The organism is Roseateles saccharophilus (assembly GCF_031458095.1).
In the GTDB taxonomy this organism is placed as follows: domain Bacteria; phylum Pseudomonadota; class Gammaproteobacteria; order Burkholderiales; family Burkholderiaceae_C; genus Pelomonas; species Pelomonas saccharophila_A.
On record NZ_JAVDXU010000001.1, the window covers coordinates 193527 to 208034 of the forward strand.

Annotated in this window: 10 protein-coding genes; 4 read left to right on the top strand and 6 right to left on the bottom strand. The window is 68.8% G+C overall.

Translation table 11 applies throughout. The features are described from left to right. The first annotated feature begins 57 nt into the window (after nt 1–57). Nucleotides 58–990, top strand: coding sequence for a LysR family transcriptional regulator (locus tag J2X20_RS00790; RefSeq protein ID WP_310259422.1), 933 nt, complete (start codon nt 58–60; stop codon nt 988–990). Here the strand turns inward: J2X20_RS00790 and J2X20_RS00795 are convergent. The 3 genes from J2X20_RS00795 to ligA all read right to left on the bottom strand — a co-directional run bounded on the left by J2X20_RS00795 (nt 987) and on the right by ligA (nt 4952). Continuing rightward, entirely contained in the window at nt 987–1670 is a 684-nt protein-coding gene (locus tag J2X20_RS00795; RefSeq protein WP_310259425.1) for a helix-turn-helix domain-containing protein, read from the bottom strand. The two genes, J2X20_RS00790 and J2X20_RS00795, sit on opposite strands and share 4 nt — an antisense overlap. A 16-nt stretch (nt 1671–1686) precedes the next feature. Continuing rightward, nucleotides 1687–2823: an epoxide hydrolase family protein gene (locus J2X20_RS00800; RefSeq protein WP_310259428.1), complete on the bottom strand. Its 1137-nt coding sequence runs from the start codon at nt 2821–2823 to the stop codon at nt 1687–1689. Between the two features lie 101 nt (nt 2824–2924). Beyond that, nucleotides 2925–4952 (bottom strand): NAD-dependent DNA ligase LigA, encoded by a 2028-nt coding sequence (ligA, locus tag J2X20_RS00805; RefSeq protein ID WP_310259431.1) that lies wholly within the window; start codon nt 4950–4952, stop codon nt 2925–2927. 34 nt (nt 4953–4986) lie between these two features. Between ligA and J2X20_RS00810 the strand changes: the two genes are divergently transcribed. The 3 genes from J2X20_RS00810 (at nt 4987) to J2X20_RS00820 (ending at nt 9224) form a co-directional block, all read left to right on the top strand. Then, nucleotides 4987–5508, top strand: a complete 522-nt coding sequence (locus J2X20_RS00810) for a hemerythrin domain-containing protein (protein ID WP_310259434.1) — start codon at nt 4987–4989, stop codon at nt 5506–5508. Nucleotides 5509–5589: 81 nt separating this feature from the next. Then, complete coding sequence (locus tag J2X20_RS00815; RefSeq protein ID WP_310259438.1) at nt 5590–7137, top strand: methyl-accepting chemotaxis protein; 1548 nt, start codon at nt 5590–5592, stop codon at nt 7135–7137. A gap of 230 nt (nt 7138–7367) precedes the next feature. Further along, nucleotides 7368–9224, top strand: coding sequence for a carbohydrate-binding module family 20 domain-containing protein (locus tag J2X20_RS00820; RefSeq protein ID WP_310259441.1), 1857 nt, complete (start codon nt 7368–7370; stop codon nt 9222–9224). Here J2X20_RS00820 and paeA read toward each other — a convergent pair. The 3 genes from paeA to J2X20_RS00835 form a co-directional block, all read right to left on the bottom strand. After that, entirely contained in the window at nt 9214–10512 is a 1299-nt protein-coding gene (gene paeA / locus J2X20_RS00825; protein ID WP_310259443.1) for a polyamine export protein PaeA, read from the bottom strand. The two genes, J2X20_RS00820 and paeA, sit on opposite strands and share 11 nt — an antisense overlap. A 33-nt stretch (nt 10513–10545) precedes the next feature. Further along, the gene (locus J2X20_RS00830) at nt 10546–13332 is read right to left on the bottom strand and encodes a putative bifunctional diguanylate cyclase/phosphodiesterase (protein WP_310259446.1); all 2787 of its coding nucleotides are present in this window, start codon (nt 13330–13332) and stop codon (nt 10546–10548) included. Between the two features lie 95 nt (nt 13333–13427). Further along, nucleotides 13428–14477, bottom strand: a complete 1050-nt coding sequence (locus tag J2X20_RS00835) for a cell division protein FtsZ (protein WP_310259449.1) — start codon at nt 14475–14477, stop codon at nt 13428–13430. Nucleotides 14478–14508 lie beyond the last annotated feature (31 nt).

Below are 14508 nucleotides of genomic sequence, written 5' to 3' on the forward strand. Positions count from 1 at the left end.
AAAACTCAAACTCACCGTTCCGGAAACGAAACGAAATAAAAAGAGATAAACCCACCCATGAAGATCGACGACCTGCTGTTGCTGGCCCAGGTTCACAAGGCCGGATCCCTGTCCGAGGCCTCCCGCCAGCTTGACCTGCCCAAGGCCACCCTGAGCCGCCGCCTCACCGCGCTGGAGAGCTCGGTGGGGGCCCGCCTCTTCGTGCCGGGCGCCAGCCGGCTGACGCTGACCGAGCTGGGCGAGCAGCTCGCCGAGCGCGCCTCCCGGCATGAGGAGGACATCACCGAGACGCGCGAATGGCTGGCCTCGCGCGACGCCACGCCGACCGGCCGGCTGCGGGTGTCGGTGCCGGCCGAGTTCGCCATGCTGGTGCTGGCGGACAGCTTCGCGCGCTTCGTGCGGCGCTACCCCAAGGTGGAGCTGGAGGTGGACACGACGCCGCGCCGCGTCGACCTTTTCAACGAACCCTATGACGTGGCCGTGCGCATGGGGCCCGTGGACGAACCCGACCTCGTCGCCCGCCGCTACATGCTGCTGGAGCGCGGCCTCTATGCCAGCCCCGTCTACCTGCAGGCCCGCCCTGCCCCGCTGACGCCGGCCGAGCTGGCCGAGCATGACTTCGTCGTGCTCAGCCAGGCCAAGGGCATGTACCGCACGCTGCTGAACGGCAAGCAGACGGCCGAAGTGCAGATGCGCGGCCCCCTGGAGGCCAATTCCATCGGCCTGGTGCTGTCACTGACGCGGGCCGGCGGTGGCATCGGCAGCTTCCCCTTCGGCATGGTGGCCAGCGATGTGGAGGCTGGCACCCTGGTGCCGGTGCTGCCTGAATGGAGCTATGAACCGCTGCCGGTGACGCTGCTGACGGCCGGCCGGCGCCTGATGCCGGCCAAGACGCGCGCCTTCATCGACCACCTGTTCGAGACCGTGCCCGAATGGGCCCATGTGAAGGGCGTGCTGGGGCCGGACGCGACGCCGGCACGCAAGCTCTAACCAGGCAAGAGCCGGCCGGGCGTCACGTCCAGGATGCGGCGCAGCGAATTCGTCAGATGGGCCTGATCGCTGTAGCCCAGCTCGGCCGCCACGTCCGCCGGCCGCAGCCCCTGCTGCAACAGCTTGGCGGCGGCATCGGCGCGGATGATCTGCTGCAGCTTCTTGGGGCTGAGCCCCGTCACATGGGCGCTGTGGCGCTGCAGGCTGCGGTCGTCCACGCCTTGCCAGCCAGACTGGCCGGCGCGCAGCACATGGCGGTCGACTTCGATCAGGCCGCGGCTCGCCAGGGCCATGACGAAGCGCTCGGCGTTGTCGAATCTCGGCAGCTCCAGCTTCTCGCCGTCGATGAGGCAGCCGCGCTGCCCGGCCAGTTCATGCACGTGGCCCAGATTGGTCATGCGGGCGCCGGGCCGGCGCGGCATATAGACCTCGGGCCGGAAGGCGATGTTGAAGTAGCGGTCGCCGGCCTCCCCGGGCAGCTGCACGACGCGATCGGTCTGGCCGGTCTGCAACACCATCAGGCCATGGCGGGTCTGGCGGAACACCAGGTCCCAGGTGCCATCGGGCCGGGCCACCTCCACCGCCGCGGCCGTGTATTCGACCTGCTCGATGCGAGCGATGAAGCGCGCGGCCGACGGGGAGTCGGCTTCGCGCGTCTCGCGGCGGATGTCGGCGGGCATCCGCCCATGCTAATCGTCAACCCAGGCGGGCAAAGAAGCGGCGGATGTCGTCGACCAGCAACTGCGGCGCGTCAGTCGCGGCAAAGTGGCCACCCTCCGGCATTTCGGTCCACTGCACGATGTTGCTGTGCGAACGCTCGGCGAAGGCGCGCACGGAGCGGAAATCGTTGGGAAAGGACGCTACTGCAGTCGGCGCTGCGTTGGGCAGCTCCCGGTAGCCGGCACCGGTCTGGGCGTTCTCGTAATAGGACTCGGCGGCCTGTCCGCCCGTGGCAGTGAACCAGTAGAGCGACACATGCGTCAGGAAGCGCTCACGGTCCATGCTGTCGGCCGCCTCGCCTTCGAAGCCGAAGAAGAGTTCGGCATTCCACGCCAGCAGGCCAACGGGTGAATCGACCAGCCCGAAACCCAAGGTCGCCGGCCGCTTGGACTGGATCTCGACATAGCCGTTGTGTTTCTGGAAACGCTCCAGGCTGGCCAGGCCGGCCTGCTCGAAGGGCGACAGCTTCTCCATCTCGCCCGGTGCGCCGCTGGGGAAGGCGAAGATCTGCTGCAGGTGCACGCCAACCAGGCCCTGCGGGTTCAGGATGCCGAGCTCGCGCGTGACCAGGGCACCCACGTCGCCGCCCTGGGCGCCGTAGCGCTCATAGCCCAGACGTTTCATCAGCCTGTCCCAGGCGGCCGCCGTGCGCGCCGCGTCCCAGCCCGGTCCCGCCAGCGGTGACGAGAAGGCAAAGCCCGGCAGCGACGGAATGACGAGATGGAAGGCCTGCGCGGGGTCGAGGCCGTGGGCGCGCGGATCGCTCAGCGGGCCGATGACGTCGAGGAACTCGGCCACTGTGCTGGGCCAGCCATGCGTCAGCAGCAGCGGCAAGGCGTGCGGCTCGGGCGAGCGCACATGCAGGAAGTGGATGGTCTGGCCGTCGATGTCGGTCGTGAACTGCGGGTGGCGGTTCAGCTCGGCCTCGTGCTGGCGCCAGTCATGGGCATTCAGCCATTGATCGGCCAGTTCGCGGATGAAGGCCACCGGCTGGCCGCGGCTCCAGTCCTCGGTGAAAGTCTGCGGCCAACGCGTCCGGCGCAGGCGCTGCCTCAGGTCGTCGACGGCGGCTTGCGGGATCTCGATGCGGAAGGGGCGGATGGCAGCGGTCATGGTGGGCTCCAGGTGGGGTGAATCGATGGAACCCAGTGTCTGCAGCAGCCAGTTGGAGGTCTTGTAAAAAACCGCCACAAGCCGTCACGCCCCGCACCCGCCTAGCCCACCAGCAGGGCCCGCAGCCCCTCCTCGTCCAGCACCGTCACGCCCAGCGTCCTGGCCTTCTCCAGCTTGCTGCCCGCCTCCTCGCCCGCGATGACGTAGTTCGTCTTCTTGGACACCGAACCGCTGACCTTGCCGCCCGCCTCTTCAATCAAGGCCTGGGCCTCGTCGCGGCTCAGCGTCGGCAGCGTGCCGGTCAGCACCAGGGTCTTGCCAAGCAGTGGCCGCGGCCGGTCATCGCCCTGGCCTTCGCTTTCCTTCGGGCTCACGCCGGCCGCCAGCAATTGCTCGACCACCTCGCGGTTGTGCGGCTGGGCGAAGAAGGTGTGGATGCTGGCCGCGACGATGGGGCCGACATCGGGCACCTCCAGCAACTGCTCGACGCTGGCATTCATCAGCTTGTCCAGGGTGCCGAAATGCCGCGCCAGGTCCTTGGCCGTCGTCTCGCCGACCTGGCGGATGCCCAGCGAGAACAGGAAGCGCGCCAGCGTCGGCGTCTTGCTCTTCTCCAGCGCATCGACGATGTTCTGAGCGCTCTTCTCGGCCATGCGGTCCAGGGCCGCGAGCTTGGCGACGCCGAGCTTGTAAAGGCCCGGCAGGCTCAGCACGATGCCGGCATCGACGAGCTGCTCGACCAGCTTGTCGCCCAGGCCCTCGATGTCCATGGCGCGGCGGCCGGCGAAGTGCAGCATGGCCTGCTTGCGCTGGGCCGGGCAGAAGACGCCGCCGGTGCAGCGGTATTCGATGCTGCCTTTCTCACGTGCCGCCTCGCTCTTGCAGATGGGGCAGGCGCGCGGCATGTGGAAGTTGGGCACGTAGCTCGGCCGCTCGCCCGGCACGCGGCCGACGACCTCGGGGATGACGTCGCCGGCTCGGCGGATGATGACCTTGTCGCCGACGCGCACGCCCTTGCGGCGCATCTCGAAGACGTTGTGCAGGGTCGCGTTGGACACCGTCGTGCCGCCGACGAAGACCGGCTCCAGCCGCGCCACCGGCGTCAGCTTGCCGGTGCGACCCACCTGCACGTCGATGGCCAGCAGCGTCGTCACCTGCTCCTGGGCCGGATATTTGTGGGCGACGGCCCAGCGCGGCTCGCGGGTCTTGAAACCCAGCCTCGCCTGCAGCTCGCGCGAGTTGACCTTGTAGACGACGCCGTCGATGTCGAAAGGCAGGCCGTCGCGCGCCTCGGCCACGCGCTGGTGGAAGGCGACCAGGCCGGCCGTGCCGCTTGCCACCGTGCGCAGATCGTTCACCGGTATGCCGAAAGCGGCCAGCGCGTCCAGCAGCCCCGATTGCGTCGTCGGCAGGTCCCAGCCCTGCACCTCGCCCAGCCCATAGGCATAGAAGCTCAACGGCTTGTCACGGGCCTGGCGCGAGTCGAGCTGCCGGATGGCGCCGGCTGCCGTGTTGCGCGGATTGACGAAGGTCTTGCCGCCCTTGCTGCGCTGGCGCTCGTTCAGCGCCTCGAAGGCGTCGCGGCGCATATACACCTCGCCGCGCACTTCCAGCACCGCCGGGACCTCGCCCTTCAAGCGCAGCGGAATCTGCCCGATGGTGCGCACGTTGTGCGTGACGTCCTCGCCGGTCTCGCCGTCGCCACGCGTGGCGGCCTGCACCAGCACGCCGGCCTCGTAGCGCAGATTGATGGCCAGACCGTCGAACTTGAGCTCGGCGTTGTAGTCGATGGGGGCGTCGCCCTCCTTCAACCCGAGCTCGCGGCGCACGCGGGCGTCGAAGGCGATGGCGCCGCCCTCGGTCGTGTCGGTCTCGGTCGTGATCGACAGCATGGGCACGACATGGTGCACCGGCGTCAGGCCCGGCAGCACGGCGCCGATGACGCGCTGGGTCGGCGAGTCCGGTGTCAGCAGCTCGGGATGGGCGGCCTCGATGGCCTGCAGCTCCTGGAAAAGCTTGTCGTACTCGGCGTCCGGCAGGGCCGGCTGGTCCAGCACGTAGTAGAGGTGGGCGTGGTGGTTGAGCTGGGCGCGCAACTCGGCGGCGCGTTCGGCGGGCTTGGCGGTCATGGGGGCATTTTGTCGCGGCCGGACAATGCTCCGCATGAGCTCCCGCGTCGACCTCCTGCATGCCGGCCCGGCGGTCGGCTTTGACGAGCCCTTCGAGATGCTGGCCGCCTGCCACGAGCGGGTGCGGCGCAGCCTGGATCTGCTGCTGCGCCTGCAGGCTCACGTCGCGCGCTACGGCGCCGACGCGCAGGCCCGCGGCGCGGCCACCGACGTGCTGCGCTATTTCGACATCGCCGGACCCGCCCACCATGAGGATGAGGAGCGCCACGTGCTGCCCAGGCTGCGCGCGGCCGGCGAAGTGGCGCTGGCGGATCGGTTGCAGGCCGAGCATGCGGCCATGAACCGGACCTGGGCAACCCTCAGGCCGGTCTTGCTGGAGCTTGCAGAAGGCCGTCCAGCGCATCTGGACGCCACAGCCTGCCAGGCCTATGCGGATCTCTATGCCAGACACATGGCGGCCGAGGAATCGCAGGCCTTCCCCTCGGCGAGTGCCGGCCTCGAGGCTCACGCTCTGGCCGCCATGGGCGAGGAAATGGCGGGCCGACGTCGCGCCTAGCCAACCGGCCGTTGTGCCCTGCCGGCGCCGATGCCATCATGGCCGCACCGGCCCACGTCCGGGCCGCAGGGAGAGATCAAGATGCTGTCGAATCTACGTGTGGGCCCACGCATGGCGTTGGGCTTTGGTCTGCTGCTGGCCCTGATGCTGCTGATGGGCGGCTTTGCCAGCAACCGCGTCGCCCGCGTGCAGGACAACGTGCTCGATCTGTCCGACAACTGGGTGATCAGCACCCAGCAGCTGGCCGGCATGAGCGAGGCGCTGAACCTGATGCGGCGCTCCGAGCTGCAACTGGCCCTGGGCGGCACACCGGAGTTCATGAAGAACGAGCAGGACCGCCTGGCCAAGCAATGGCAGGCCATGCCGCCGCTGCTCAAGGGCTATGCCGAAAGCCTCAGCGCTGGTGAGGAGGCGAGTCAATTCGAGGCTTTCAAGGCTGCCCTGTCGGCCTACCAGGGCAGCCAGCCGCGCCTGGTCGAGTTCTTCCTCGGCGGCCAGGCCGATGACGGCCTCAAGCTGTTGCGCGGCGATTCGCGCAAGCAGTTCGCCGCCGCGTCGGAAGCCGTGCGCAAGCTCATCGAGATCAATGCCGCCGGCGCCAAGCAGGCGCGCGCCGACGCCATCGACAGCTATCGCGCCGTGCTGTGGGGCATCTGGTCCATGGTGACCATCGCCATGGCCATCGGTGCCGGCGTGGCCTGGCGCCTGACCCACTCGGTCACCCAGCCCCTGCGCCGCGCGGCGTCGGCGGCCGAGCAGATCGCCGGCGGCGACCTGACAGCCGAGGTCGGCAGCCAGTCCCGCGACGAGCTGGGCGATCTGCTGCGCGGCCTGTCCCGCATGCGCGACGCCTTGCACGAGTCGGTCAGCACCGTCAGGGCCAGCGCGGATGCCATCGCCCACGCCAGCGGCGAGGTATCGGCCGGCAGCCTGGACCTGTCCTCGCGCACCGAGCAGGCCGCAGCCAGCCTGGAAGAGACGGCGGCGGCCATGCAGCAGATCACCGAGAGCGCCCACGCCAATGCCCGTGCGGCCGGCGAGGCCAACCAAATGGCCAATGGCGCCTCCGGCGTGGCCGAGCGCAGCGGCGTGGCCGTCGGCGAAGTCATCCGCACCATGGAAGGCATCCAGCAGTCGTCCAACAAGATCGCAGACATCATCGGCGTCATCGACGGCATCGCCTTCCAGACCAATATCCTGGCCTTGAACGCCGCCGTCGAGGCAGCGCGGGCCGGCGAGCAGGGCCGTGGTTTCGCAGTCGTTGCAGCGGAGGTGCGCACGCTGGCCCAGCGCAGTGCCCAGGCGGCGCGCGAGATCAAGACGCTGATCTCGGGCTCGGTCGAGCAGGTCGAGGCCGGCTCGCGCCAGGTGGCGCAGGCGGGTGAAACGATTCGCGAAGTGGTGGCCGCCGTCGGCCGCGTGACGCAGATCATTGGCGAGATCAGCACCGGTGTGCAGACCCAGACGCAGAGCCTGGGCGAGGTCAACACCGCGGTGAATCAGCTCGACAGCATGACCCAGCAGAACGCCGCCCTCGTGGAGGAATCGGCGGCCGCATCCGAGGCTCTCAAGGGCCAGGCGGCAACGCTGGCGGAGGTCGTTTCACGCTTTCGCCTGCAGCGCGGCTAAAGCCAGAAAATCGCCAATGCGTAACCCAACTACATCGAGAAACAACTGAGTTTTCGCGGTTCTAGGGGATTTTTGAGCAGTTAAGTAGTTTTCCTACGTCTGCAGAAGTTTTGACTGTCTAGAGTTGCCGCACTTTCCCAGACCGGGAAAGGCGGCCATGGCTTGTTGTCGATTGGCCGAAACCAGCCGCCCCGCAACGAGGGCGGCGGTCGATCCAAACCGGAGACAACATGTTCAAGCTGCCGCACCCGAGCCGCCGGCTCGCCCTCGCCCTGACGCTGGCCCTGACGGCCGGCGCCACCTCCCCTGCCTTCGCGCTGAACCCGAACTCGACCTCGGTGCAGATGTTCGAGTGGAGCTGGCCGGACATCGCCACCGAATGCACCCAATGGCTGGGGCCCAAGGGCTTCGGCGGCGTGCAGATCTCGCCGCCCGGCGCGTCCAAGAACGCGGGCGGCTGGTGGGGCGTCTATCAGCCGGTCAACTACACCAACCTGACCAGCCGCATGGGCACGCCGAGCCAGCTGCAGACCATGATCAACACCTGCCACACGGCCGGGGTGCGGGTGTATGCCGACATCGTCGTCAACCAGATGGCCGACGGCAGCGGCACGGCCACCGACGGCTCGACCTGGAACGCCGCGACGCTGAGCTACCCCTTCTTCAGCGCCAACGACTTCCACGCCAACTGCAACATCAACGACAGCGACTACAACTCGCCGTCGGGCCGCTGGAACGTCCAGAACTGCCGCCTCGGCGGCCTGCCCGACCTGGCGACCGAGAACAGCTATGTGCAGGGCCAGATCGTCAACTACCTGAAGGCCTTGCTGGCCATGGGCGTGGATGGCTTTCGCATCGATGCCTCCAAGCACATGCCGGCCAGCGCCTGGACGTCCATCATGAATGCGGTCAAGGCCGCCTACCCGACCAATCTGCAGGGTGAGCCCATCTGGGTCACGCAGGAGATCATCAACGACGGCGAGGTGGACCGGCCCAGCTATTTCCCGGTTGGCACCTTGAACGAGTTCCAGTTCACGTCGGCGATGCGCGACGTCTTCCGCAACAACAACGGCCTCAACCTCGCCAGCATCCCCAGCGTCATGGGCACCTGGGGCAACTGGGGCGGCAGCTGGGGCTTCATCCAGCCGCAGAACGCCACCATCTTCGTCACCAACTGGGATACCGAGCGCAACGGCGGCTCGCTGAACATCGACAACAACGGCGGCGCCGACGCGGGTGGCCAGCGCTACACCCTGGCCCATGTCTTCATGCTGGCCCAGGGCTATGGCGAGGCCCAGCTCTATTCCGGCTTCAAGTTCACCGACACCGGCGCCGACCGGCCCAGCACCAGCCCCTACAGCGGCGGCGTGCCGCAGATCAACGTGGTCTGGGACTTCGCCCACCGCTGGACGCCGCTGGCCAATATGGTGGCCTTTCGCAACGCCAGCATCGGCCAGGCCCAGCAGAACTGGATCGTCGGCAACAACGGCAACCAGGTCGCCTTCAGCCGCGGCAATGTCGGCTTCGTGGCGCTGAACAACAGCGGCAGCGCCTGGACGCGCACCTTCGCCACCGGCCTGCCCGCCGGCACCTACTGCAATGTCATCAACGGCACCAAGAACGCGGCGGGCAGCGGCTGCACGGCCGACTCGGTGACGGTGGACGCCAGCGGCAACGCCAGCATCACCGTGCCGGCCAACAGCGGCAGCCCCACGCCGGCCGTGGCCATCTACACGGGACAGAAGACCAGTGGCGGCGGTGGCAGCAGCTGCGCGGTGACCTTCACCATCGCCAATGCCAACACGGTGGTCGGCCAGAACCTGCGCGTCGTCGGCAATGTGAGCGGCCTGGGCGCCTGGGCACCGGGCTCGGGCTTTGCGCTGACCATCCAGGGCTCGGGCGCCAACGTGCCGTGGACGGGCACCGTCAGCCTGCCGGCCGGCACGGCCGTCCAGTACAAATATGTGAAGTGGAACGGCTCGACGGCCGTCTGGGAAAGCAACCAGGCCACCGGCAGTGGCAACCGCGAGTTCACCAGCTGCGCCAGCGGCTCTCAGTCCCGCGCGGACGGCAACTTCAAGTTCTAGCGGCAGGCGCCACCGAGGTGATCATGACCTGGTCGACGCGGTAGCTGTCCACGTCGACCACCTCGAAGCGCCAGCCCTCCCATTCGACGACGTCGGTGCGCCGCGGGATGCGGCGCAGCATGACCATCAGGAAGCCGGCCAGGGTGTCGTAGGTGCCGGCATGGGGCCAGCTCTCGATGCCCAGCGAACGCTCGATATCGGGGATGGGCGTGATGCCGTCGGCCAGGAAGGAGCCGTCCTCGCGGCGCACGATCTGCTCCTCGTCATGCGGCGCCACCAGGGCGCCCATGACGGTGCTCATGACGTCGTTCAGCGTCACGACGCCGACGACGCGGCTGTACTCGTTGACGACGACGGCAAAGTCCTCGTGGGCCTCGCGGAACTGGGTCAGCATCTCGGACAGGGTCAGCCGGTCCGGCACGATGAGCACCTTCTTGACGATGGCGGCCGGCTCGCGCAGCGAGATCGCCTCGTCGCGCAGCACGCGCTGGAACAAATCGGTCGCGTCCACATAGCCGACCACCTCGTCGACCTCGCCGGCGCAGACCAGATAGGTCGAATGCGGTGCATCGGCGATGCGGTTGCGGATCAGCACGTCGTCGTCGTCGCGCGAGAAGAAGACGATGCGCTCGCGGTTGGTCATCACCGTCTCGACGGTGCGCGTGTCCAGCTCGAAGACATTGGCGATGACCTGCTGCTCCTCGTCGGCGACGACGCCGGCCTGGTAGCCGGCCTCGGTCAGGGCCAGGATGTCGCGATAGCTGATGGTCTCGTCGCGCTTGGCCGGCAGGCCGAGGATGCGGATCAGGCCTTCGGTGATGCCGCTGAAGAACCAGGCCAGGGGCTTCAGCACCTTGCACAGCAGCAGCATGGGCCCGACCAGGGTCATGGCCACGCGCTCGGGCTCGTTCATGGACAGGCGCTTGGGCACCAGGTCGGCCAGGACGATGAAGAGGGCCGTGATGCTGATGAAAGAGGCGGCGAAGCCCAGCGTCGCCGCGGCTTCGGCGGACATGACGAGGCTCAAGGCGGCGTCGAAATGAGGCGTGAAGGCGCCCTCGCCGACGATGCCGGCCAGGATGGCGACGGTGTTGACGCCGATCTGCACGACGGTGAAGTAGTCGCCCGGGTGCTCCTGCACGGCCAGCACCTTGGCGGCGCGGGCGTCGCCGCCATCGGCGCGCTGCTGCAGGTTCAAGCGGCGTGATGCGGCCAGCGACAGCTCGGCCATCGAGAAGAAGGCGCTGGCGGCGATGAGGAGGGCAATCAGCAGCAGGCTGGTGGTCAAACGCCGATACCGGGATCTGGACAGATGGGCAGTTTATGCCGCGCTTTCGGCCCCGCGGCCGCACTGCCCCGCCATGAAGGCCGTCGCGTCGGCCACCGGCACCGGGCGCGCATAGCCAAAGCCCTGCATCACATCGCATTGCCAGCCGCGCAGGCAGGCTTCCTGGCTGGCATCCTCGACGCCCTCGGCCACGACCGTCAGTCCCAAGCTGTGCGACAGCTGGATCATGGCCTGCACGATGGCCGCCCCGCCCTCGTGATGGCCGAGGTCGCGCACGAAGGCGCGGTCGATCTTCAGGCGGTTGATGGGAAAACGCTTCAGGTAAGCCAGGCTGGAATAGCCCGTGCCGAAGTCGTCGATGGCCAGATGCAGGCCGAGTGCCCGCAACTCCGCCATCTTGGCGATGGTGGACTCCGCGTCGTCCATCATGGCGCCCTCGGTGATCTCCAGCTCGATGAAGCGCGGGTTCATGCCGGTGCTGTCCAGTGCGTCGTGCACCGTGGCCATGAACTCAGGATGCTGGAACTGCCGCGGCGAGATGTTGACGGCCACGATGGGTCTGCCCAAGCCGCTGTCATGCCAGGCCTTGGCCTGGCGGCAGGCCTGCAGCAGCACCCAGCGGCCGATGGGCACGATGAGGCCGGATTCCTCGGCCAGCGGGATGAAGCGGTCCGGCGGGATCAGGCCTTCGGGGCTGCGCCAGCGCAGCAGGGCCTCGAAGCCCGAGAGCTTGCGCGTGCGCAGATCGCACTGCGCCTGGTAGAAGAGTTCGAGTTCGCCGCGCTCCAGGGCCTGCGACAGGCGCGCCTCCAGTTGCAGCCGGTCCTGCTGGTGGTCCAGCAGGCCTTGGGTGAAAACAACGGCGCTGTTGCCGGGCTGGCCCTGGGCCTGGCGCATGGCCAATTGGATGGCCTTGGCGATGTCGGCGGTCTGGGCGCCGTCGCGCGGGTATTCGGCCGCGCCAATGCTCAGCGTCACGGCGAGTTGCTGGCGTTGCACCTCGAAAACCGGCTGCATGACCTGCAGCAACTGGTCCAGCAGGCCGCGCAAGGCGGCATCGTCCCCCAGGGCGGGCACGATGGCGCCGAAGGACAGGCCGTCCATGCGGTAAAGACGGCCGCCGGCCGCCTCGACGACGGACTTCAGCCGACCCGCCACCTGGCACAGCAGATCGTCGCCAGCGGCATGGCCCAGGCTGCCCATGATGCGACTGAAGCGGTTGATGGCGATGCCCAGGCCAGTGAAGCTCTCACTGCTGAGCTCCTTGGCCCGCTGCTCCAGCGCACGCCGGTTGGGCAGGCCCGTCACGCGGTCGTGCAGGCCGACATGGGCCAGCTCGGCGTTGTGGGCCTGCAGCGTGCGGTTGGCCTTGCGGGCGCGGCGATACAGGGCCACCGTCAGCAGCACGACGACGAGCATGGCCAGGGCCAGGCCCAGCGTCAGCCGCCTCTCGCTGCGGTGGCGCTCAAGCTGGCTGGCCTGCAGCTCGTTGTCATGCTTGAGGCCCTCCAGGGCGCGCTGGTTCTGCTCGAAGCTGGAGCGCCGCTGCAGCTCCAGCACCGTGCTGACGCGGTCGCTGCGCACCAGTTCGGCCTCGAGGGCCAGCGCCTTGCGCGACTGGCGCACCGCCCCCGCCACATCGCCCAGGGCTTCCAGCAGGTCGGCATGGCGGTTCAACTGCTCCAGCAGGCGCACCTTGCGGCCCTGCTTCTCCAGCGCCGCCAGGCCCTGGCCCACCAGCTGCTCTCCAGCCGCCTTCTGGCGCAGGCCCAGCCGCGCCAGCCCCGCGCTGATGGTGGCCACGGCCACGGCATCCTCGTCGCCGCCCTCCTGGCGGGCCAGCTTCAGCGCCCGCTCGGCATAGCTCAGGGCGGCCACGAAGTTGCGCGCGCTCAGATGCAGGTCGGCGAGCTCCTGCACGATCTCCGCTTGCGTGTTGAACCAGGTCGCTCCCCTGGTGGCGGGGTTCACGGCGGCGGCACTCGCGGCCAGCGCGGGCTCGATGCTGGCTGCCAGCCGGCGCGCCAGCTGCTGGGCCCTATCCCTTGCCATGGGCCGGCCGGCCTCTTCCTCGGCCAGGGACTCGATCAGCTTGGCCGCGAGCTGCAGGGGCTTGCTGCCCGCGGCCTCGGCCAGGCGGAAGGCCTGCTGGGCGTCGGCGCGGGCGCCGTCGATGTCATGCAGGGCCAGGCGTATGGGTGCCAGCGCGCTGTGCGCCTGCGCGCCGCGCCGCGGATTGGACTGGGCCAGCGCCGAGCGGCTCGCCGCCGCGTAGGCGCGCAGGCCCTCCTGCAGATGTCCCGTCGCCAGGCTGATATTGCCCGCCGTCATGAACACCCAGTAGCGCAGCGGCTCGTCCTGGGTCTTCTCGACCCAGGGCAGGGCCTCGTTCATCCAGCCATAGGCGGCGCTCAGGCGGCCTGACAGCTGCAGCATGGTTGCGCGCAGCGCATAGGCCGAGGCCATGGCGGCGGCATTGCCTTCACGCTCGCCCAGGTCGATGAGCTCGGCTGTCGCCGCGTCGACGACGGTGAACTGGTCCATCAGGCCGTGGGCATAGCCCCAGGCGGCGAGAAAGACGCGCAGGTTGTCGCCGCCCAGGGCGCGGGCCTGGGCCTCCAGCGGCCGCAGGCGCGCCACCACCTCGGGTGGCTCGCTGCCATGGCTGGCTTCGATGGCTTCGATCTGCTGGGCGAGTGCCGGGGCGGCAAGGCAAGGCCGGACGAGCAGCGCCAGCAGCAACAGCCCGCCCACCAGCCACAACCGGATGGCCGGGAAAAGGACGGGACCAAAGAAGGGGGGAAAGCCGTCGCTGCGCATCAGGCTGGTGGAGCCGTGGAACGCGCCGACTTTAGGAGCTTAGGCTTTGCAGCGGTCAGTCCGACCACGCCGTTTGCGCGGCCAATGTCACGCCATCAGCTGAACAGCCGTCGCGCCGCAGGCGAGCCGGCTGCCAGATCGCGCTCGGCCAGGGCCTCGTAGAGCTTCTTCAGCTCGACGTCAATGGCCGCGAAGGCATGCAGGCCCAGCACCTGGCCGCGGTCGTCGCAGACCTCGGCCTCCAGGTCGCGGGACAGGGAGCGGGCCGATTCCTGCCAGAGGGCAAAGGGCTCCTGCTCGGCCGCCGTCTGCGGCACGTCCAGGGCCAGGGTCAGCTCGCGCAGCGACAAGGCCTCGGGGTCCTCGGCCAGGGCTGCCTGGGCGTCGAATTGCAGGGTTAGCACCGGCGGCGCCCCCTCCTCGCCCGAAGGCAGCACCAGGCGCCCCGGCAAGGCGCCGGCGACAAAGCCGTGGCGGCCCGCGGCCTGCTGCACAAAGCCGGGCGTCCAGGCGGCGGCCTTGGCGCGCAGCAGCAGGGCCAGCTGGGCGTCGTGGCTGGCAGCGAACTGGTCCAGCTCGCGGGCGCGGGCGACGACGTCCAGCATGTCGGGGAACTGCACAAAGCCGCCGATGCCATCGGCAAAGGCCTGGATCTTCTGCACGAACTCCGAATACTCGATCTCGTTGACGGCGCCGCTGCGGTTGGCCATCTTCAGGCCGGCCTGGAACTCGCTGTAGCGCTGGCCGGGTGCGGGCAGCTCCCAGTCGCCGGTCTCGGTGTTCAGGCCTTCGATCTGCAGCGGCTTGGTACCGGCGCGGCGGCTGCCGGGCTGGTGCTGCAGGGCCATCTCGCCGGAGACAGGTCCCTCGACGGTGATGGCGGCGATGGCATCGATCAGGGCGTCGATCCGGGCCGACTGGCGGCGCAAGGGGCGGGCCACAGCAGGGAGCGTCACCTCCAGGGACTCAGCTTCGGCAGCGCCCTCGGTCGGCATGGCAGGCGGCGCGTCGAAGGAAGGTTCTTCCATCGGCGGCACGGCGCGCTTCGGGCCGGCCTTGCGCGCCTGCCAGGCGCCGTGGGCGATGACGCCAGCCAGCACCACGCCGCCGGTCATGGCCAGGAGTTGGGTCAGCGTGATGCTCATTGGTGCACCCTTCGGCCTGCGGCCTGTCCCG